Below are 19588 nucleotides of genomic sequence, written 5' to 3' on the forward strand. Positions count from 1 at the left end.
TTGCCGCCGGCCCCATCTATCTTTCTTTCGCGTGCCGGGGCCCTGGCACATCGTCTCAGACAGGCCCGCCCATACAGGAGTTTCAGGCAAAATGAAAGAGAAAGCGGCAGGGTGCCGCCGCCGTGGGCGGCGGCGTGCTAAGCCGAGACTGCTGGCGGAGATCCAGGCCGCGCGCCCCCCCGCATCAGTTGGTGGTTTCCAGTCCTTCCGGGCGGCCCGCGATGGTGAAGTGCAGCCCGTCCGGATCCAGGAATTCCGCCGCAAATCGCTTCACATCTTCCAAGGTGACAGCGTTGATGCGGTCATTTCGGGTCTCCACATAGCTGATCGGAAGATCATCCATCTGCATTCCCGCAAGAATCGAGGCGATTTGGCCGTTGCCGTCGAACCGCAGCGGGTAGGCACCGGTCAGGTAGGTCTGAGCATCCTGCAGCTCTTTCTCCGTCACCCCTTCCTCTGCCATGCGGCGCCACTCATTGCGGATCACCTCGACTGCCTCAGCCATCTTGCCATTGGCGGAGGCCACTGACCCCATGTAGACGGCAGCGAGATCCCGCGGCACCAAATAAGAATAGACCCCGTAGGTCAGCCCACGCTTCTCCCGCACTTCACTCATCAGCCGGGTTTCAAAGGAGCCTCCGCCCAGGATCTGGTTCATCACATAGGCGGTGAAAAAATCCGGATGTTCGCGCTCGATCCCTTTCTGGGCAAACAGCGCAACTGATTGCGGGGTTTCGAAATCGACAACTGTCACACCACCCTCAATCGTCACGTCGGCAGGGCCCGGAATTGGCGCGCCTTTTTCCGGCAGCGCACCCAGAAGGCCATCCAGCAATCCGCCCAGCTCATCCGCCGTGATATCACCCACGGCACTCACATAGAGCCTATCGCGGGCGAAAACGGCCTCATAGGCGTCGAATATGTCCTGACGGCTGAGCGCGGCAACCGAGTCCAATGTGCCCTTGCCGTCACTACCATAGGGGTGATCACCGTAGGCCATTTTGGCGAAAGCCAAACCGGCAATGTTGTTTGGGTTCTTGGCGTCGGAGCGCAGCCCCGCCAGAACCTGGGCCCGCACCCGGTCCAGCGCATCCTGGTCGAACCGTGGCTCAAACAGGGTCTGGCGCAGCAGCGAAATGGCATCATCGCGGTTTTCAGTCAGAAAGCGGGCGGAGATAGAAACCGAATCCTTGTCTGCATCATATCTGAAGTCAGCGGCAAGGGCTTCCAGCGCCCGCGCATAATCTTGCGCGCGGAGATCGCCCGAGCCTTCCTCCAGCAAGCCTGTCATCAGATAGACTCCGCCGCGCTTGCCCGGCGCATCCAGAGAGGTGCCGCCGCGGAAACGCAACTCAAGCGCAGAGAACGGTATCGAATGATCCTCTACCAGCCACGCAATGATGCCGCCGGGCGAGACCACTTCCTGGATCTTGATTTCGGCCCAGGCAGGCAGCGCCACGAAACAAGCCACCAAAGCCGCAGCCATGTATTTCAGCATGCTCATTGGGTCACCTCCTGGCTGCGCGTCATCCAGCCTGTCACCGATGTTTCAGGGCGCAGAACTTCATTCGCGGCGGCAATGATCTCGTCCGCAGTGACTGATTGCAGAATTTTCGGCCAGTCCTGCACATCCTTCACCGTCAGCCCGATGCTGAGCGCCTGGCCATAACGGTTGGCGATGCCATTCACGTTGTCGCGGTCGTAAATTTCGGCAGCGCGCAACTGCAGCTTGATCCGTTCCAGCTGGGCCTCGTCCACGCCTTCCTCCAGAAAACGGGCAAGGGTGGCGTCCAGCGCCGCCTCGGCCTGTTCCATGCTAATGCCTTCAGCAGGCACGATCAGCAGGGTAAACGACGTATCGTCCAGGGTGCTGCCCGAATAAAAGGCGCCCGTGTAAACGGCGACCTGCTGGTCGAACTGCAAAGCGTTCGCCAGGAATGAGGTATTTCCCCCGCCCAAAAGCTCAGCCAGCAGGTAGAGGGCGCCAGCCTTCTGCTGATCTCCGCTATCCCGCTCCGGCGCCAGATAGGATCGCTGCACATAGGGCTGCGCAACGCGCGGATCCTCGAACGTAAGCCGGCGGGCGGCTGTTTGTGGTGGTTCCTGGCTGCGGAACCGTTCCGGCAAGTCCGGATTTGGCGGGATCGCACCGTAGTATTCTTCTGCCAGCACCTTCACCTCATCCGGCTGCACATCGCCGGACACCACCAGGATGGCGTTGTTGGGAGCATAGTTAGTTCGGTAGAAGGACAGCGCGTCCTCCATATCCAAGCTTTCCATCTCATGCCGCCACCCGATCACCGGCTGGCCGTAACGGTGGTTCAGGTACTGCACTGCCCGCAGCTGCTCCCGGAACAGTGCCACCGGATCATTGTCAGTGCGCTGGTTGCGTTCCTCCAGAATGACTTCACGTTCGGTGGCGATATCCTCCTCGCTAAGGCGGAGGTTGGTCATCCGGTCGCTTTCCATCTGCATCATCAATTCAAGGCGGTCGGCGGCAACACGCTGAAAATAGGCCGTGTAATCATAGCTTGTGAAGGCATTGTCCTGGCCGCCATTGGCGCGCACGGTGGCCGACAGCTCACCCGGTGCCAGCTTATCAGTGCCCTTGAACAGGAGGTGCTCCAGGAAATGGGCCACGCCGGACTGGCCCGGCGGCTCATCCGCGGATCCCGCCCGGTACCAGACCATTTGCTGAACCACCGGTGCGCGGTGATCCTCGATCACCACCACATCCATGCCATTGTCCAATGTGAAGGCGGTAACTGCCTCGTCCTCTGCCCGTGCCGGGGCGGACAAGACAGCGCTCAGCGCCGCGGCGGCCAATGTGATCCTCTGGATCATCTGGCATCCTCCAATTTCTGCACCTTTGCCCTTGCCCGGCAGGGTGCGGTTACTGCTCTATTGTTCATTTTGATCAATGCAGCCACAATTCGCCGCCCATTGCCAGCAGAAAGACTGCTGTCAACCTACGTTGCGGCTGGCATCATGCAAGTGCGGCTGGCGGAAAAGTGAGCGTTCAGGACTCTTCTTCAGGCGGCGAAGAGGGTGTGGACGCCCCCGCCTTGCGGAACTGTTCGCTCACGGCAAACGGATCGATGCTGTGCTTGCGATACAGCTGCTCGTAGCGGTCCACCGGCACGATTTTGATCCGGCCCAGGTGGCGGTTGCGGTGGCGGAATTTGGCATCTTCCGAGGCCAGCGTCTCCCGCACTCCCTGCTCAACCCCATACCGGCTGGAAGCGGTGACCAGCGCTGCATCGCCTGACGGCACACCGGCAGCAGGAACAATCGCGCCTGGCTTCCCGCCCAGAGCAGCGACAGCGTCAGCGCTCGGATTGGGGTCGGTCAGGTTGCTGCCGCCGGGGGTCGGTGCAGGCAGGGCTGCATAACTGTCCGGTGTGCTCAGAGGCTTGGACGGCAAAATCAAAAACTCATCCGGCCCGGACCCTGGTTTTTGGAGGACGCGCAGCCCCTTTTGCGCACAGCCGGACACTGCCAGCGCGCCTGCCAGAACGATCACTCCGAACGGGATCCGCATTGCCCCAAACTCCTGCCTGTTTCCCAGCGCTTTTAACGCAATTGCCTGGCGAGGTCTACGCAGGCTTTTTGCTGCTCCCGTCAAAGAAAATCAGCCCGGCGGCGCCGCCAAAAATGAAAATATCCGCCACATTGAACACAAACGGGTTCTGAATTCCGCAGCAGGATGTGTTAAGAAAATCGAGAACGTAGCCGTACAAAAGCCGGTCCGCGACATTGCCCAGCGCACCGCCGATCACAAGCCCTGCTGACAGCTGCATTCCCCAAGACGCTTTCTGCGCCCGGTGAATCCAGACAGCCAGTGCAATGCAGATCACCACCGAAAGCCCGATCAGGGTCCAGCGCGCAGCTTCGTCGCCGCCACCAAACAGACCAAAGTTGATGCCGGTGTTCTCGCCGTATCGAAAGTTGAGAAACGGCGGCAGCACGTCGATCCGGTGGCGCTGATCAAGCCCCATCCAGTGGACCACCAGGTACTTGCTGGCCTGGTCCGCCAGGAAGGAAAGCGCCGCGCCCCAGATCATCCAACGTGCTGCCATGACTTAATCGCCCTGCTTAGTGGCGGAAGTGGCGCATGCCGGTGAAGACCATAGCAAGGCCTTTTTCGTTGGCCGCCTTGATCACCTCGTCATCGCGCATAGAGCCGCCCGGTTGGATCACGCAGGCACCGCCCGCAGCGGCAGCTTCCAGCAGACCGTCGGCGAAGGGGAAGAAGGCGTCAGACGCCACAGCGCAGCCCTTGGCGAGGCTTTCGTCCAGGCCGAGTTCGGCAGCCATGCGGCCAGCCTTGGCAGCCGCCACATTGGCGCTGTCCAGACGGCTCATCTGGCCCGCGCCAACGCCGACGGTTGCGTTGTCCTTTACATAGACGATGGCGTTGGACTTGACGTGTTTGGCGACCTTCCAGGCAAACAGCAGGTCCTGCATCTGGGCGTCAGACGGCGCCTTTTCGGTCACCACCTTCAGATCTTCCATGCCGACATATCCTACGTCCTTGTCCTGAACCAGCATGCCGCCGGCTACCTGCTTATAAGCGACGATGGGCTTGCGCGGGTCGGGCAGGCCATCGGTCAGCAGCAGGCGCAGGTTCTTCTTGGCGGCAAAGATTTCCCGGGCTTCGTCAGACGCGCCCGGTGCGATCACCACCTCGGTGAAGATCTCGGTAATCTTGGCAGCGGTCTCCGCGTCCAGCGGCTGGTTCAGTGCCACGATGCCGCCGAAGGCCGAGGTACGGTCGCAATCAAACGCCTTCTGATAGGCTTCTGCCAGGGTTGCGCCCCTGGCGACGCCGCAGGGGTTGGCGTGTTTGATGATCGCAACTGCAGGGCTTTCGGCCGGATCGAATTCCGCCACCAGCTCATAGGCCGCGTCGGTATCGTTGATGTTGTTGTAGCTCAGCTCCTTGCCCTGCAGCTGAACCGCAGTGGCAACGCCCGGGCGGTTCGAACCATCGGTGTAGAAGGCCGCTTCCTGGTGGCTGTTCTCACCATAGCGCAGAGTCTGTTTCAGTTCACCGGCAAAGGCGCGGCGGCGCGGGGTCTTTTCTTCAATTGCAGAGGCCATCCAGTTTGACACCGCAGCGTCATAGGCAGCAGTGCGGGCATAAGCGGTCTGCGACAGACGCTGACGGAAGGCGTAAGAGGTCTGACCGTCGTTGGCGTCCAGCTCTGCCAGCAGCGCTTCATAATCCTGGACGTCGGTCACCACGTTAACAAACTGGTGGTTTTTGGAGGCCGCGCGGATCATCGCCGGGCCGCCGATGTCGATGTTTTCGATCATCTCATCGTAATCCGCGCCACGCGCCAGCGCTGCCTCGAACGGATAGAGGTTCACTACCAGCAGGTCGATGGCGCCAATGCCATGTTCATTCATCGCGGCGACGTGGGTGTCGTTGTCGCGCAGCGCCAGAAGGCCGCCATGCACCATCGGGTGCAGCGTCTTTACGCGGCCGTCCATCATTTCCGGAAAACCCGTCACGTCGGAGACGTCTTTGACCGTCAGGCCTGCATCACGAAGCGCTTTGGCAGAACCGCCGGTCGAGAGCAGCTCGACACCGCGCGCGGCCAGCGCCTGGCCCAGCTCAATCAGGCCGGTCTTGTCGGATACGGAAAGCAGCGCACGGCGTACGGGGTGAAGGTCGGTCATGGCAGGGCAGGTCCTTTTAAAGGCTCAGTCAAACGTCTCGGGTTCGTCCCGGTTCAGGTCTCGCACGGCAATGGCAGTCTCCTGCGCTTTGCTGAGCGTCCACCGGACGCGGGTGGCATATCCCATCGCCCGCCCGGATAAAACGATCTGCTTTGCCGCACGCGGCTTCAAGCGGGTCTTTTCCAGGAAAACGCTTGGCTCCAGCCGCAGATGGCAGGCGCCGTCATGACGGAACACCCAGATTTCCCCGCTCTTGAGCGCCATGGATACTGCTGCGCCGCCCAAGTCAAGGGTTGCATCGACTTCAGGGTGCAGATGCAGGCGGATATCAAAGCTGACACCGCCATCCGGGTTGCTGCTGCTGGCCTTGTCAAAGCGGGCCTTGGCCGGGTCTTCCAGCGCTAGAAGCATGTCCTCTCCCGCCAGGGCGCGGCCATCAAAGGACAGATCAAGAGTACGGGCATGGGTCAGGCCGAAATGCACGGCATAACCATTGTGGCCGCCCTGAAACCGGAAACCGTCAGGCAGGTCAGCGAGATCCAGCGGGACATCGTCCGGCGCTTCGACCAGCTCTTCATGGCCGGTGGTTTTCTGCGGCGCCGATAGCCGGGCACTGGAATGACCTTCGATGCACAACGTGCTGTGCGACGGCGTCGCCCGCCCGGCGCGGCGCCACTCCACCCCAAAGGTTTCGCCCGAACCGCAGTTCACGACCAGCGGGCGCCGCCCCGAAGTCAGCTCAAACGCCAGGGTCGAGGCATGGCCATTGTAGGAGGCTTTGCCCTTGGGCGGCGCCGAGGCATCCACGATTACAGAGGTCCGCCGCGCCGACAGCCGGGCAAAGCCCATCGCCAGCCCGTCTGCATGACGCTCGGCCACATGGCTGGCGGCCAGCGCATGGTCCAGCCGCCCCTCCAGCCCGCGGCCGCCGCCATGGAAACGCGCCAGCCCGCCGTCACTGTGGCGCAACGTGCGCAGGGTCGGCGCAATCCGTTCGATCGCAGCGATGTGGGCAGGCGGCACCATCCGGCCGGCCTCATGCAGCGCTGCCGCCGCCCAGGTCAGGAGGGTAAACACCTCCAGCAGTTCTTCAGGGTTGCGGGTCGGCAGGCCTCCCTGCTCATCAATCTGAGAGGCGCACTCCAATGCCAGCGCCCTGACCGCCGGGTCCGCCAGTTCCTCCCGCCCCTGCAGGGCCAGGCCGGCATAGATCAGCCCGCACAGCGCCTCAAACCGCGGCAGGCCAGGGGCAGCCCCCTGCCAGCGTTGCGCCAGATACCAGGTCTGCCGCGCCAGTGAGCCATAGAAGACTTCGGTCTCATCCTTGTCCTTGCCGCTCAGCAGGAACAGCGCGTGGTTGATCCAACGGATCACCCGGCGCCCGGTCAGGTCCGGCAGCCAGGCCAGCCCGCTGCCGCGGCCATGCTGTTCAATCCAACCCCAGACCCATTTCTGCGCCTTCAGCCGCGCCTTGTAATCGCCCACTGCTGCCAAGTCGTCCAGCCAGGCAAACCCATGCCGTTCCGCGTCGAAGGCCGTGTCGGGCGCGGTAACTTCCCACAGGCCGGTGTCAGGCGATTCGACCAGGTAGCCGGCAAACAGCAGATTGCCCGCCACCAGCTGCCGCCCGCGGGCAAAACTGCCGATGGTGCGTGGTTCGGGCTGCGAGACAAAGCCAGTTGCCGCAGGCTGACTGCGCGCCCGCCAGGCGTAAAACCGGTTCAGCAGCCGGGTGCCGCGGCCTGCCATTCTGTCATAAGTGGACATGCTCTGTTGCCTCACGCCGGATTTTGCCAGGGCGTTTTGGCAGGAGCATAGCGCGGGGTTCAGGCCAAGTCACCGGCGAATGCCGGAGACGCCACACCGTCACGCGGATTTGCGCAGAAGAGCCATGTAGAAACCATCCATGCCGCCGCGCTCCGGCCAGTAGTCCGGGCGCAGCCGCAGGCCGCCTTCCTCGGTGATCCAGTCCGCATCGACGCCTGGCACATCCAGCGCATCACGGTCTGCGGCCATCTCCGGGAAAATATCCAGCGCCTCCTCGACCTGGCATTCGCCCTCATCCGGCAGCAGCGAGCAGGTGCAGAACATCAGCCGCCCGCCGGGTTTCACCAATGTCCAGGCATGGGCCAGCATCTGCGCCTGAAGCTCGATGAGCTGACCAAACTCACTGCCGTCCTTCGCATGCGGCAGGTCGGGATGGCGGCGGATGGTGCCAGTGGCGGAACAGGGCGCGTCCAGCAGCACCGCATCATACTGGCCGGTCTGCTCCAGCGCATCGCCCACGATCAGTTCCGCCTGCGGCCCAGTGCGCTCCAGGTTTTCCCTGAGCCGGGCAACCCGGCCTTCTGAAACATCTACAGCTGTCACCCTGGCTCCGGCAGCTGCCATCTGCATGGTCTTGCCGCCTGGTGCCGCGCACAGTTCCAGCACCTGTTCACCGGGCTGGACGTTCAGAATGCGGGCGGGCAGCGCGGCGGCGGCGTCCTGAACCCACCAATCGCCAGCCTCATAGCCCGGCAGAGCGGACACCTGGCCCGCATTGGCCAGTCTGACAGAGCCGGTTGGCAGCACCTCTCCGCCAAGCGCAGCCAGATCCGCTCCGGGCTTGCCCGTGATATCCAGCGGCGCACCGGCAAAGTGCGCAGCCTCCATGCCAAGCATCGCCTCAGCGCCCCAAGCCTGCACCAAGGGTTTCCGGATCCAATTCGGCAAGCGCGGGGTGCGCAGTTTGGCCCATTCTGCCGGTCCTTCGTCTGCGACTTTGCGCAGAACAGCATTGACCAGTCCCTTAAGCTGCCCGTGACGCCGGTGTTTGGAGACTATTGCCACCATCGCATTCACGACCCCATGCGCCGCGCCACCCGAGCACAGCTCCACCGTGCCCAGCCGCAGGGCGTTCATGACGGTCAGAGGTGGTGATTTCTTCAGGTGCTTCTTCAGAACCCGGTCGGCACGTTCCAGGCTGCGCAGGGTTTCTGCGGCCAGCCGCTGCGCACGGGCGCGGTCCTCCGGCGCCAGCTTTTCCAATGCCCCGGCTGCATAGCATTCCGCCAAGAGCCGCCCCTCTCCCAGCACCTGATCCAGCAGGTAGACCGCAGTGCGGCGGGCGTGGTTGGCATCGGACATGGGGCAACTCCTTAGGGCGCGCCTTGTGCGCACGGGACAGGGGCGTATATCATGGGCGAAGGATAAAGGAACCCGCGATGAGCGACGAAACTGCGCCCGTGAAAAAAGACCTGCCGCCTGCTGCATTGCGCGCCCTTGCAGAGGCAGAGGAGCGCCGCAAGGCAGCAGAGGCGCAGGAACCGCGCCCCAAAGAGCTTGGCGGCCGCGACGGCCCTGACCCCGCGCGCTATGGCGATTGGGAGAAAAAGGGCATCGCAGTCGATTTCTAACGGCTCGCGGTGGCCAGCCCCCGAACCCCCGGAGCATTGCCTCAAAGAAGAAGAGCCACTGCTTCTACTTTGCCAAAATATTCCCGCCGGAAGCAGCGGCCCCTAGGGACCGCTAACTGCGGTTCATAGCCCCAGCACATCCACCATGTCGTACTGGCCCGGGCCTTTGTCCTGCCCCCAAAGCGCGGCTTTCAGCGCCCCGCGGGCAAAGATCGCGCGGTCTGTCGCCAGGTGGCGCAGCACAATGCGCTCGCCTGCTGCAGCAAACAGAACGTCATGCTCGCCCACAATGTCACCGCCGCGGATGGCGGTGAAGCCGATATCACCGCGCTTACGGGCGCCGGTGATGCCATCACGGCCGGAATCACGCACATCCGCCAGCTTGACACCACGGCCTTCGGCAGCGGCCTCTCCCAGCATCAGCGCAGTGCCCGACGGCGCATCCACCTTGTGGTGGTGATGCGCCTCGATCACCTCAATGTCGAAATCCTCATCCAGCACGGCGGCGACCTTTTTGGTCAGCTGCATCAGCAGGTTCACACCCAAACTCATGTTACCTGCACGCACAATAACCGCGTGGCGCGAGGCCGGTTCCAGTTGGGCAATTTGCTCATCGGTCATGCCGGTGGTGCCGATCACATGCACCGCGCGGGCCTGCGCCGCGAGCTTAGAAAATGCCAGCGTCGCCTCCGGCGCTGTGAAGTCGATCACGGCCTGCGCCTTGGAAAACGCTTCCAGCACGTCAGATGTCACGGTGACGCCAACCGGCGCCCCGCCCATGGCTTCGCCCACATCACGGCCAACCCAATCGTGACCCTCACGCTCCACGGCTCCGGCCAGCGTAGCCTTGTCGCTTTCCAGCACCGTCTTGATCAGCATCTGCCCCATGCGGCCCGAAGCGCCGGTAATCACGATCCCTGGTTTGTGAGTCATTGGCCCATTTCCTTGTTCAAGCTGGTTTTGTCCTACATCGCCGGGCAGCGCTTGGCAAAGCCTGCGATCCGGCATAGATCGGAACTATGGCAAAGAACAAATTCCACGATGGCCCCGGCCCCTCCCAGCGCCAGCTTCGCGTTGGCGAACTGATCCGCCGCTCGCTCTCCGAAGTGCTGGCGCGCGGCGATGTGCATGACCCGGACCTGAACCGCATGTCGATCACCGTGGGTGAGGTGCGCACCTCCCCCGATCTGAAAATCGCAACCGCCTTTGTGCTGCCCTTGGGCGGCAAGGGGCAAGAGGATGTGCTGAAGCTGCTGGCCCGCAACAAGAGTGAGCTGCGCAGGATGGTCGGCAAGAAGCTGGGCCTGAAGTTCACCCCGGATCTTCGGTTCCGGCTGGATGAGACCTTCGACCAGATGGACGAAACCCGCCGGATGCTGAGCCAGGACGCGGTGCGCCGCGACGTGGAAGAGTGATCCGCAAGGCCGCATTTCTGCTGGCAGCGCTATGGACCGCACCCGCGGCCGGCGCCGTCGAGTGCAGCGATGTGGCCTATGAGGGCAACCGGTACTCAATCTGCGAAGTCGACACCGCACAGGAACAGCTTCAGCTGTTCCTGAAGGATGGCGAAAACCAGGTCTACGGACACTTCTCCTCGCTGGAGGATGCGCTAGTAAAGGACGGCAAGACGCTGGCCTTTGCGACCAACGCCGGCATGTATCACACGGACCGCTCCCCCGTCGGCCTGTATGTAGATGAAAACGGTGAGGCGATGCGGCTGGTGACCAATGCCGGTCCAGGCAACTTCGGCCTGCTGCCGAACGGCGTGCTGTGCATCCGGGACGGCCGGGCCGATGTTTTTGAAACCTTGGCCTTCGAACAAACAGCGCCTGACTGCACCTATGCCACACAGTCCGGGCCAATGCTGGTGATCGATGGCGAGTTGCATCCGCGGTTCCTGGCCGATTCCGACAGCTATTACATCCGCAACGGTGTTGGCACCTCGGTGGACGGCAGACGCGCGGTCTTTGCTATCTCGCGCAATGCGGTGACCTTTCATCAGTTCGGCAGCCTGTTCCGGGATTACCTGAACCTGCCCAGCGCACTGTATTTTGACGGAAACATCTCGCGGCTGCACGCGCCGCAGCTGGGCCGCAGCGATGCCGGATTCATGATGGGGCCGATCGTAGGTGTGGTTGAAGGCGCCCAGCCAGACGGCTGAATCTCCTTCAGCCGGGACGCTTGCGCATCTGCCGGATCATCGGCACCGAATAAATTACCAATGCGGCCCAAATCATCGGAAAAGCGATCATCCGGGCGCGGCCGAATTCCTCACCGAACAGCAGCACGGCGGCCAGCATGATCATCGTCGGGGCAATGTATTGCAGGATCCCCATGGTGGAGAGCCGCACCAGTTTGGCGCCGTTGGCATAGACGATCAGCGGCACCGCAGTTACCACGCCGCAGCCCAGGAGCAGCCAAGTGTCCGTCAGCGAGACACCAAAACTGCTGCTGCCCGTGCCTGTCAGATAAGCGAAGTACCCCAGCGCCGGCGCCAGAAGGATCAACACTTCGAGCAGAAATCCCTGATTGGGTCCGATCGGCAAGGACTTCTTGAAGAAGGCATAGAACCCCCAGGACAAGGTAAGTCCCACTGCCACCCAAGGCACCCTGCCCGCCTCCAGCGTCAGCACCAGCACTGCAGCGGCAGCGAGCGCAACAGCCGCCATCTGCGCCTTTCCCAGCGGTTCGCGCAGCAGGATGGCACCAAGCGCAATGCTGAATAGCGGGTTTATGTAATAGCCAAGCGCAGCATCCAGCGCCCGTCCGGCCGCGATAGACCAGACGTAGATGCCCCAGTTGACCGAAATCAGCGCCGCGGTGATGCAAGCCATGCCGAGCATGCGGGGATTCTTCAGTGCCGCCTGTAGATCTTTGGTACGGCGCAACACGATCAGCAGCGCGCCTGCCACCGGCACCGACCAGATCACCCTATGCGCAACAACCTCAGCCGCAGGAATGTGCGAAAGCGCCTTCATATAAAGCGGCAGGAATCCCCACATGAGATAAGCAGCGACGGCAAAGGCCAGCCCGCGGGGCGTGTCCATGTTCTTAGACGTCTGATCTGTCATGCCGCGCTCCTCGTCCAGGGCGCCGTTATGACCGGTTTTGCGGGCCTTGAAACTTCGTTTTCTGTGATACCGGGCATTCACCACCGTTATGGGTTATCCCGGCGGCCATGAAGCCAGCAAAAAACGGCCCCGAAAACCGGGGCCGCAGTGCAATTTGGGGTTTGCAGCTTAAGCTTAAAGCGCGTCAGGCCTCCAGCGACCGGCGCAGCATTTCGACGTCCTCGGCGATCTGGCCATCAGTCAGCTTCAGCTCCTCAATGCGCTTCACACCATGCATCACGGTGGTGTGGTCGCGCCCGCCGAACCGGCGGCCGATCTCGGGCAGAGAGCGGCTGGTCAGCTGCTTGCACAGATACATCGCCACCTGGCGCGGGCGCGCATAGGAGCGCAGGCGCTTGGGGCCGATAATATCGGACATGCGGATGTTGTAATACTCGGAAACCTTGCGCTGGATTTCCTCGACAGTGATCTTGCGCTCGGAGGCGCGCAGAACGTCCGCCAGGCAGTCCTGGGTCAGATCCATATCGATCTCGCGGCCAACCAGCGAGGCAAAGGCGAACAGCCGGGTCAGCGCGCCTTCGAGAACACGCACGTTGGTTGAGATCCGGTGCGCCAGGAACTCCAGCACGCCTTCAGCAATGCGAAGATCCGGATAGGTCTCGCGCTGCTGCTGCACCTTGGTCTGCAGGATGCCCAGACGCAGCTCGTAGTCAGTGGGGTGAAGATCCACCACCAGGCCGCACTGGAGGCGCGACTTCACCCGCTCCTCCAGATCCTTGATCTCGCCTGGCGCGCGGTCGGCAGAGATGATGATCTGCTTGTTCTGGTCCACCAGCGCGTTGAAGGTGTGGAAGAACTCTTCCTGGGTCGAATCCTTTCCAGCGATGAACTGAACGTCATCCACCATCAGCACGTCGACCGAGCGGAACAGGTGCTTGAAGTCCATCATCTTGCGCTCACGCAGGGCTTGAACAAAGCGGTACATGAACTGTTCCGCCGACAGGTACAGAACGTTCAGGGACGGATTCTTTTCCTTCAGCTCCCAGGCAATGGCATGCATCAGGTGGGTTTTACCCAACCCCACGCCGCCATACAGAACCAGCGGATTGAAGGTGACCGGACCGCCTTCGCCGACGCGGCGCGCGGCAGCATGAGCCAGCTCGTTCGGCTTGCCGACAACAAAGCTGTCGAAGGTGAAGCGCGGGTCGAGCGGTGCGGCCTGAAGAGCCTCCAAGGTGTCCTTGCCCGAGGCAGAAGCCGCGGGCGCAGTCATCACGGCTACATCACCGTCAGCGCTGCCGTATGCCTCAGCTGCAGCGGCGGATTGTACCGGACGCGCCGGGTTGTTCGCCGCCACCCGGAAGGCCAGACGCTGCACTTGCTCGCCTGACATCGTCAGTTCATGCAGAATCAGATCTGCAAAGTTCTGGCTGACGTAGTTGCCCATGAAATTGGTCGGCACTTTGAAGACGGCAACACCACCGTCCACGGCGTCAAATTCAAGCGGCTCAATCCAGGTCGTAAAATTGTTTTGGCCGACCGTCTTCAACAGCCGGTTTCTGAGCTGTCCCCATTTTTCTTCTGTCATGCTGCGCCTCACGCATCCCCAAAAAAGCAGCGGCCCCTTTGCCGGGCCAATTCTATTCTTACCCCCAACCACCCGGGGGGCATTCACGCACAGGGTTACCGTGTACGGACCAGCAGTGGCCGCATTACCCGAAGGCATGACGTTCGCTTGGAACAGCAAAACAAACCGCTAAATGCGGCAGATTCGCCGTTACGAACAGTATCGCACACAATTGAGACAAGGCTGCTGACCATAACCGATACAGCAGTGGATCACGGCATGTTAGCGCATCAAGTACGCGTCATGCCGAGCAACCTGGCAATCTTGATGCCCGTCAAGATTGCCGCGAGCAGCCTGTCCCCCCAGCGAGTGAATCGCTGATACAGTGGTAGCAATTTGAGGGGGGCAGCGGCAACGAAACTATGATGTTGACTCTGTCTTTGGCGGCAAAGAATCTCCTGCGCCCAGCGAGTCCCGGCAAGGGTTTTCCCAAAAAACAAGGCGCTGCAATCTGCAGCGCCCTGACAACTTTTCAAAGGCCCGTGAGCCTGCTCAGCGGAGCGAATCTCAGGCCAGTGCCTTCACGCGTGCGGACAGGCGCGAGATTTTCCGGGAAGCGGTGTTTTTGTGATACACACCCTTGGTGACGCCGCGCATCAGCTCGGGCTGAGCCGCGCGCAGAGCTGCGGTTGCAGCTTCTTTGTCGCCGGAAGCGATTGCTTCTTCAACTTTACGCAGGAAGGTGCGGATGCGCGAACGACGGGCTTTGTTGACGGCAAAGCGCTTTTCGTTCTGACGTGCGCGCTTCTTGGCCTGGGGCGAATTTGCCATGGTGTCTGACCTTATCTTCGGGTTCTGTTTCTATCGGACGCAATGCCAGCCAGCCCCGGATCAGTCACCAGTGTGATTCTAGCCTGAGCGGGCTGCACGCGCATGTATGAGGGCGGCGTTTATCCAACTCTGCACGGAAATGCAAGTGCACCGGCCCGGAATGCAAAACGGCGGGCTGTGCGGCCCGCCGTTCAAGTGGCTGCTGTGCCGCTTACTTGTCGCGGAACTGCGCTTCGCGCTTTTCCAGAAAGGCGGCCATGCCCTCTTTCTGGTCTTCGGTCGCAAACATCGAGTGGAACACACGGCGTTCGAACAGAATGCCCTCGCTCAGCGGCAGCTCATAGGAGCGGTTCACCGCTTCCTTCACTGCCATTGCAGTCAGCTGCGATTTCTCGGCAATCTTCTGCGCTGCAGCAGTGGCTTCCTCGATCAGCTTCTTCGCTGGCACCACGCGCGACACCAGGCCTGCACGCTCTGCCTCTTCAGCGTTCATGAAGCGGCCGGTCAGGTTCATGTCCATCGACTTGGACTTGCCCACAAACCGGGTCAGGCGCTGGGTGCCGCCGATGCCGGCCACAACCCCCAGGTTGATTTCCGGCTGGCCGAACTTGGCGGTCTCGGCAGCAATTATGAAATCGCACAGCATCGCCAGTTCGCAGCCTCCGCCCAGCGCATAGCCTGCCACTGCAGCGATAACCGGCTTGCGGATCGCCGAGATGCGGTCATTGGCGTCGGCGAACAGATTGGTGGAAAACACCTCGGTGAAGCTCAGCTCCGACATCTCCTTGATATCGGCACCGGCAGCAAAGGCTTTTTCCGACCCGGTCAGCACGATACAGCGCACCTTGTCGCTGGCATCAGCCTCTTCCAGAGCATCGCAAAGCTCGCCAATGAGCTCCTTGTTGAGAGCGTTCATCGCCTCCGGGCGGTTCAGCTTGATAAGGCAAACGTGGTCCTGCACATCGACGGTGATCGTCTCGTAGGCCATGATTTCTCTTTCGGTTGTTCCGTTCAATCCTGAGTCCTTACCAAAAGGGTCCCTCTGATCAAGCTATCTTTGGCACTTTACACAGTAGAAGGTGGAACGCCCCGACTGGGTGATTCTGGCAATTGACCCGGCGCAGCCCTCGCGGCGGCAGGCCTTGCCCTCGCGCCCGTAGGCATCAAAACTGTGCTGAAAATATCCAAGTTCGCCAGAGGCTTGCCTGAAATCCTTGAGCGATGACCCGCCAGCACGGATGGCGTCCTGCAGCACATCACGGATGATCGGCACCAGCGCCGCCACCCGATGCGCGGCAATCTGCCCGGCTTTGCGGCGTGGCGAAATTCCCGCACGGAACAGTGCTTCGCAGACGTAAATGTTACCGAGACCCGCGATGATTCCCTGATCCAGTAATGCGGATTTCACCGGCGTGTTGCGCCCCTGGAAGGCCGCCACCAGGTGATCCTCGTGGAAATCATTGCCCAGCGGCTCCGGCCCCAGAACTGCCAGCAGCTTGTGGCTTTCGGCGGTTGCGGTCTCCAGCAGATCCATCGCCCCGAACCGGCGCGGGTCGTTGAAGGTGATACGGGCGCCATTGTCCATGTCCAGCACCACGTGGTCATGCTTCTCCGCTTTGGGATGCTCATGCAGGAATTGTCCCAGCGGATCGCCCGACACCGTCATCCGCCCGGACATGCCGAGATGGATCAGCAATGTCTCATTGGTATCAAGATCCGCCAGAATATACTTTGACCGCCGCCGGAGCCCATTCACACGCGCCCCGATCAGCCGCTCTGCCATCCGCTCCGGAAACGGCCAGCGCAGATCCGGGCGGTTCACAGCTGCCTTTGTGATCACCGCCCCCTCCATCGCAGGCGCCAAACCGCGTTTCACCGTCTCGACCTCGGGCAATTCTGGCATTACACCCCTCCTGAACCAACGGGCCGCATTGTGCCTGCCCCACAGCGCCTTATAACAAGGGCGAAACTCAGCAAACGGCAAGCCTGATGAGCAACACGAGCGACAACACCACCCATTTCGGGTTCGAAACCGTCCGCGAGGAGGAGAAGGCAGGCCGCGTGCAGGGGGTCTTCAACTCGGTCGCCTCGAAATACGACATCATGAACGATGTGATGAGCGTCGGCATCCACCGGGTCTGGAAGGACGCGATGATGGACTGGCTGGCGCCACGGCCCGGTCAGCGGCTCTTGGACGTGGCGGGCGGTACCGGCGACATCTCCTTCCGCTTCCTGAAACGCGCAGGCCACGGCCATTCCACCGTGCTCGACCTCACCCGCCCCATGCTGGAGGAGGGCCGTAAACGCGCCGAGGCGGAGCAGATGGCAGACAGCCTCGACTGGGTCACTGGCGACGCGATGAAACTGCCGTTTAAGGACAACACCTTCGACGTCTACACGATCTCCTTCGGCATTCGGAACGTGACCCGGCCCCAGGAGGCCCTGAACGAAGCCTACCGGGTGCTGCGCCCCGGCGGGCGGCTTATGGTGCTGGAGTTCTCGCAGCTGCCCAATGACGGGCTGCAGAAGCTGTACGACCTCTATTCCTTCAACGTGATCCCGCGGATGGGGCAGATGATTGCGGGGGATTACGACAGTTATCAGTATCTGGTGGAATCAATCCGCAACTTCCCGGATCAGGAAACCTTCCTGGGAATGGTGAAACAGGCGGGCTTTGAAAACGCGAAGTACCGCAACCTGTCGATGGGCATCGCCTGCCTGCACTCCGGCTGGAAGATCTGATCCATGCGCGGGCCACACAACATACTGCGCCTGATCCGTACAGGCGCCACTTTCGAGCGCACCGGCGCCATGCATTCGGTGCTGGAGGCGTTTGAAGCGCCGAAACCCCTGCGCATTCTGGCCCGCACCCTGGGCTGGCCGTTCAAATGGCTGGGCTACAAGGGTGACCCCGCGATGCCGCCCGAAACCCGCGCGCTGAACGCGTTGGGGCCTGCTTACATCAAGTTCGGCCAAGTGCTCTCGACCCGACCGGATGTGGTGGGCAAGGATCTGGCCAACCAGTTGCGCGTGCTGCAGGACAAGCTGCCCCCATTCTCCCGCGCCGAGGCACTGGCCGAAGTGGAACGGGAACTGGGCCGCCCGGTCTCCGAGATTTTCTCAGACTTCAGCGACCCGATCGCCGCTGCCTCCATCGCCCAGGTGCACCGCGCAACCTTGGCCGAGACCGGCGAGGAAGTCGCTGTCAAGGTGCTGCGCCCCGGCATTGAACGCGCGTTCAATAAGGACGTGGACGCCTTCTATTTCGCGGCCCGCATCGTCGACCTGTTTGCGCCCGGCGCCCGGCGCCTGAAGCCAATGGATGTGATTGAGCATTTCGACGGTGTGGTGCAGGGTGAACTGGACCTGCGTCTTGAAAGCGCAGCCGCCTCGGAATTTGCGGCCAATACGGCAAAGGACGAAGGCTTCCAGCTGCCGGAAATCCGCTGGGCCTATTCCGCCCGCCGGGTGATGACCATGGGTTGGGCCGATGGTATTGCGCTCGGCGACAATGACGCCCTGGATGCGGCCGGCCACGACCGCAAGATCCTAGCTGACCGGGTGCTGTCGCTGTTCCTGCGCCATGCGCTGCGCGATGGTTTCTTCCATGCCGACATGCACCAGGGAAACCTTAAGGTCGCGGCCAATGGCGATATCATCGCCTATGACTTCGGCATCATGGGCCACATCGACGAATACACCCGCCGGGTTTATGCCGAGATTCTCTATGGCTTTATCAAGCGCGACTACAAACGCGTGGCCGAGGTTCATTTCGAAGCCGGCTATGTGCCCGCCAACCGCGATGTCGATGAATTCGCCCGTGCCCTGCGCGCCGTGGGCGAGCCGATCTTCGGCATGGACGCCTCACAGATCTCGATGGGCCGCCTTCTGAACTACCTGTTTGAAGTCACCGAACGCTTTGGCATGGAAACCCGCACCGAGCTGATCTTGCTGCAGCGCACCATGGTGGTGGTCGAGGGCGTCGCACGGTCGCTGGATCCGCATATCAACATCTGGGAAGCTGCCCGGCCGGTGGTTGAGGATTACATCAAGAAATCCATCGGCCCCCGCGCTGTTGTCACCGACCTGCTGGACACCGCCAAGGTGATGGCCCGCTTTGGCCCCCGCCTGCCTGCGCTGGTGGAACAGGCGCTGATCGCACAAGCCGCGCAGAATGGCGCACGGCCACGCAGCCCGCGAAGCTGGGTCGCACCAGCGGTGCTGGGTGCAGCCGGCGCCACCGGCGTCTGCGCCGTGATTGCCTTGCTGGTCTGAACAAGAGAAGTCTAACCATCATCACTTGCAGCATCCCAAGCCGGTCCGGAAATCCAGCGGGCGGCCTAACGGATGCTGCACCAGTCCGATCAGCTAATGCCCACTGGGTACTCGCCTATTGGACGAAATTCAAGCGCTCCAGACACGTTGACCCGCAGGTTAAACATCACCATTATAACAGCAGGAGCCGTGACCGGGTTTCCCGCATAAGTACTTGATGCAGCAGGAGCACTATTTAGCCTGCCAATTCATTCTTGCAGTAAGGCCGTGATGGAATGCATTGTTCCTGACTTCAAGCTGCAGCAACAACGGAACCAATTGATGAACAACCCGCGTAAAGTTCTGCTCGTCGAAAATGACGAATTTACACGATACATGATGCGCGAGATCATCACTGCCCTTGGGGTCGAAGTCGGTATCGCGGAGAATGGTCAGACCTGCATCGACATGGTCAGCAGCTCCCCAAGCGAATACGGCCTGATCCTGATGGATCTTCACATGCCGTTGCTTTCGGGGATCGACGCGACCAAGAAGATTCGGGAAGCCCCGATGAATCCCCCCAACAATGTACCGATCATCGCGGTGACCGCAGATGCCGCCTATCACGACGAGGCGATTATCAAGAAGCTGGGCATGGACGGTTTTACACCTAAACCAGTTTCTCCGGGCCGGATTCTCAAAATCATCGACACATTCTGCGCAGCGGCATAGATCCCGCGCTTCACATCCCGGACAGCTTCGGGAATGGATACATTCCTTTT

At 61.5% G+C, this 19588-nt stretch carries 19 protein-coding genes; 6 read left to right on the forward strand and 13 right to left on the reverse strand.

The genetic code is table 11. The annotated features are described in order from the left end of the window. Positions 1-184: 184 nt before the first annotated feature. The 7 genes from RA26_RS13500 to RA26_RS13530 form a co-directional block, all read right to left on the reverse strand. The gene (locus RA26_RS13500) at positions 185-1504 is read right to left on the reverse strand and encodes a M16 family metallopeptidase (RefSeq protein ID WP_039184328.1); all 1320 of its coding nucleotides are present in this window, start codon (positions 1502-1504) and stop codon (positions 185-187) included. Beyond that, positions 1501-2844 carry a M16 family metallopeptidase gene (locus RA26_RS13505; RefSeq protein ID WP_039184329.1) on the reverse strand — a complete coding sequence of 448 codons (1344 nt, stop codon included), beginning with the start codon at positions 2842-2844 and terminating at the stop codon, positions 1501-1503. Before RA26_RS13505 ends, RA26_RS13500 begins: the two co-directional genes overlap by 4 nt. Before the next feature lie 175 nt (positions 2845-3019). Then, positions 3020-3541 carry a DUF3035 domain-containing protein gene (locus RA26_RS13510; protein WP_039184330.1) on the reverse strand — a complete coding sequence of 174 codons (522 nt, stop codon included), beginning with the start codon at positions 3539-3541 and terminating at the stop codon, positions 3020-3022. A gap of 55 nt (positions 3542-3596) precedes the next feature. Beyond that, positions 3597-4079: a signal peptidase II gene (gene lspA / locus RA26_RS13515; protein ID WP_039184331.1), complete on the reverse strand. Its 483-nt coding sequence runs from the start codon at positions 4077-4079 to the stop codon at positions 3597-3599. A 16-nt stretch (positions 4080-4095) separates the two neighbouring features. Then, a complete protein-coding gene (purH, locus tag RA26_RS13520) occupies positions 4096-5685 on the reverse strand; it encodes a bifunctional phosphoribosylaminoimidazolecarboxamide formyltransferase/IMP cyclohydrolase (protein ID WP_039184332.1) in 1590 nt (529 codons plus the stop codon). A gap of 24 nt (positions 5686-5709) precedes the next feature. Then, positions 5710-7452, reverse strand: a complete 1743-nt coding sequence (locus RA26_RS13525) for a heparinase II/III family protein (RefSeq protein ID WP_039184333.1) — start codon at positions 7450-7452, stop codon at positions 5710-5712. Positions 7453-7551: 99 nt separating this feature from the next. Then, positions 7552-8814 carry an RsmB/NOP family class I SAM-dependent RNA methyltransferase gene (locus RA26_RS13530; protein ID WP_039184334.1) on the reverse strand — a complete coding sequence of 421 codons (1263 nt, stop codon included), beginning with the start codon at positions 8812-8814 and terminating at the stop codon, positions 7552-7554. Positions 8815-8891: 77 nt separating this feature from the next. Here RA26_RS13530 and RA26_RS13535 point away from each other — a divergent pair, with 77 nt between their 5' ends. Next, a complete protein-coding gene (locus tag RA26_RS13535; protein WP_039184335.1) occupies positions 8892-9083 on the forward strand; it encodes a DUF1674 domain-containing protein in 192 nt (63 codons plus the stop codon). A 123-nt stretch (positions 9084-9206) separates the two neighbouring features. On the opposite strand, the gene dapB is transcribed toward RA26_RS13535, so the two are convergent. Next, positions 9207-10016, reverse strand: a complete 810-nt coding sequence (gene dapB / locus RA26_RS13540) for a 4-hydroxy-tetrahydrodipicolinate reductase (RefSeq protein WP_039184336.1) — start codon at positions 10014-10016, stop codon at positions 9207-9209. Between the two features lie 86 nt (positions 10017-10102). Between dapB and rbfA the strand changes: the two genes are divergently transcribed. Together rbfA and RA26_RS13550 are read left to right on the forward strand one after the other, a co-directional pair. Further along, a complete protein-coding gene (gene rbfA / locus RA26_RS13545) occupies positions 10103-10498 on the forward strand; it encodes a 30S ribosome-binding factor RbfA (RefSeq protein WP_019295139.1) in 396 nt (131 codons plus the stop codon). Continuing rightward, positions 10495-11244 (forward strand): phosphodiester glycosidase family protein, encoded by a 750-nt coding sequence (locus RA26_RS13550; RefSeq protein ID WP_039184337.1) that lies wholly within the window; start codon positions 10495-10497, stop codon positions 11242-11244. The genes rbfA and RA26_RS13550 overlap by 4 nt, the downstream gene beginning before the upstream one ends. Before the next feature lie 7 nt (positions 11245-11251). Here the strand turns inward: RA26_RS13550 and rarD are convergent, their stop codons facing one another. From rarD to mutM, 5 genes are all read right to left on the reverse strand, one after another. Beyond that, the gene (gene rarD, locus RA26_RS13555) at positions 11252-12154 is read right to left on the reverse strand and encodes an EamA family transporter RarD (protein ID WP_039184338.1); all 903 of its coding nucleotides are present in this window, start codon (positions 12152-12154) and stop codon (positions 11252-11254) included. A 184-nt stretch (positions 12155-12338) separates the two neighbouring features. Next, a complete protein-coding gene (gene dnaA / locus RA26_RS13560) occupies positions 12339-13742 on the reverse strand; it encodes a chromosomal replication initiator protein DnaA (protein ID WP_039184340.1) in 1404 nt (467 codons plus the stop codon). Positions 13743-14288: 546 nt separating this feature from the next. Then, a complete protein-coding gene (rpsT, locus tag RA26_RS13570; protein WP_019295144.1) occupies positions 14289-14552 on the reverse strand; it encodes a 30S ribosomal protein S20 in 264 nt (87 codons plus the stop codon). Positions 14553-14763: 211 nt separating this feature from the next. Continuing rightward, complete coding sequence (locus RA26_RS13575) at positions 14764-15540, reverse strand: enoyl-CoA hydratase (RefSeq protein WP_039184342.1); 777 nt, start codon at positions 15538-15540, stop codon at positions 14764-14766. Positions 15541-15603: 63 nt separating this feature from the next. Continuing rightward, on the reverse strand, positions 15604-16455 hold the full coding sequence (gene mutM / locus RA26_RS13580) for a bifunctional DNA-formamidopyrimidine glycosylase/DNA-(apurinic or apyrimidinic site) lyase (RefSeq protein ID WP_039184343.1): 852 nt from the start codon (positions 16453-16455) through the stop codon (positions 15604-15606). Between the two features lie 86 nt (positions 16456-16541). On the opposite strand from mutM, the gene ubiE reads away from it, so the two are divergent. From ubiE to RA26_RS13595, 3 genes are all read left to right on the forward strand, one after another. Then, positions 16542-17294, forward strand: coding sequence for a bifunctional demethylmenaquinone methyltransferase/2-methoxy-6-polyprenyl-1,4-benzoquinol methylase UbiE (ubiE, locus tag RA26_RS13585; protein ID WP_039184344.1), 753 nt, complete (start codon positions 16542-16544; stop codon positions 17292-17294). A gap of 3 nt (positions 17295-17297) precedes the next feature. Then, a complete protein-coding gene (gene ubiB / locus RA26_RS13590) occupies positions 17298-18827 on the forward strand; it encodes a 2-polyprenylphenol 6-hydroxylase (RefSeq protein WP_039184345.1) in 1530 nt (509 codons plus the stop codon). 270 nt (positions 18828-19097) lie between these two features. Next, positions 19098-19538, forward strand: coding sequence for a response regulator (locus RA26_RS13595; protein ID WP_241482648.1), 441 nt, complete (start codon positions 19098-19100; stop codon positions 19536-19538). The last annotated feature ends 50 nt before the right edge of the window (positions 19539-19588 follow it).

The sequence above is a fragment of the Leisingera sp. ANG-M7 genome (genome assembly GCF_000813965.1).
In the GTDB taxonomy this organism is placed as follows: Bacteria; Pseudomonadota; Alphaproteobacteria; order Rhodobacterales; family Rhodobacteraceae; genus Leisingera.

Excerpts from the sequence above, each read along its gene's own strand:
- RA26_RS13500 (WP_039184328.1), bottom strand. The coding sequence starts at position 1,504 with ATGAGCATGCTGAAATACATGGCTGCGGCTTTGGTGGCTTGTTTCGTG.
- RA26_RS13505 (WP_039184329.1), bottom strand. The coding sequence starts at position 2,844 with ATGATCCAGAGGATCACATTGGCCGCCGCGGCGCTGAGCGCTGTCTTG.
- RA26_RS13510 (WP_039184330.1), bottom strand. The coding sequence starts at position 3,541 with ATGCGGATCCCGTTCGGAGTGATCGTTCTGGCAGGCGCGCTGGCAGTG.
- lspA (WP_039184331.1), bottom strand. The coding sequence starts at position 4,079 with ATGGCAGCACGTTGGATGATCTGGGGCGCGGCGCTTTCCTTCCTGGCG.
- purH (WP_039184332.1), bottom strand. The coding sequence starts at position 5,685 with ATGACCGACCTTCACCCCGTACGCCGTGCGCTGCTTTCCGTATCCGAC.
- RA26_RS13525 (WP_039184333.1), bottom strand. The coding sequence starts at position 7,452 with ATGTCCACTTATGACAGAATGGCAGGCCGCGGCACCCGGCTGCTGAAC.
- RA26_RS13530 (WP_039184334.1), bottom strand. The coding sequence starts at position 8,814 with ATGTCCGATGCCAACCACGCCCGCCGCACTGCGGTCTACCTGCTGGAT.
- RA26_RS13535 (WP_039184335.1), top strand. The coding sequence starts at position 8,892 with ATGAGCGACGAAACTGCGCCCGTGAAAAAAGACCTGCCGCCTGCTGCA.
- dapB (WP_039184336.1), bottom strand. The coding sequence starts at position 10,016 with ATGACTCACAAACCAGGGATCGTGATTACCGGCGCTTCGGGCCGCATG.
- rbfA (WP_019295139.1), top strand. The coding sequence starts at position 10,103 with ATGGCAAAGAACAAATTCCACGATGGCCCCGGCCCCTCCCAGCGCCAG.
- rarD (WP_039184338.1), bottom strand. The coding sequence starts at position 12,154 with ATGACAGATCAGACGTCTAAGAACATGGACACGCCCCGCGGGCTGGCC.
- dnaA (WP_039184340.1), bottom strand. The coding sequence starts at position 13,742 with ATGACAGAAGAAAAATGGGGACAGCTCAGAAACCGGCTGTTGAAGACG.
- rpsT (WP_019295144.1), bottom strand. The coding sequence starts at position 14,552 with ATGGCAAATTCGCCCCAGGCCAAGAAGCGCGCACGTCAGAACGAAAAG.
- RA26_RS13575 (WP_039184342.1), bottom strand. The coding sequence starts at position 15,540 with ATGGCCTACGAGACGATCACCGTCGATGTGCAGGACCACGTTTGCCTT.
- mutM (WP_039184343.1), bottom strand. The coding sequence starts at position 16,455 with ATGCCAGAATTGCCCGAGGTCGAGACGGTGAAACGCGGTTTGGCGCCT.
- ubiE (WP_039184344.1), top strand. The coding sequence starts at position 16,542 with ATGAGCAACACGAGCGACAACACCACCCATTTCGGGTTCGAAACCGTC.
- ubiB (WP_039184345.1), top strand. The coding sequence starts at position 17,298 with ATGCGCGGGCCACACAACATACTGCGCCTGATCCGTACAGGCGCCACT.
- RA26_RS13595 (WP_241482648.1), top strand. The coding sequence starts at position 19,098 with ATGGAATGCATTGTTCCTGACTTCAAGCTGCAGCAACAACGGAACCAA.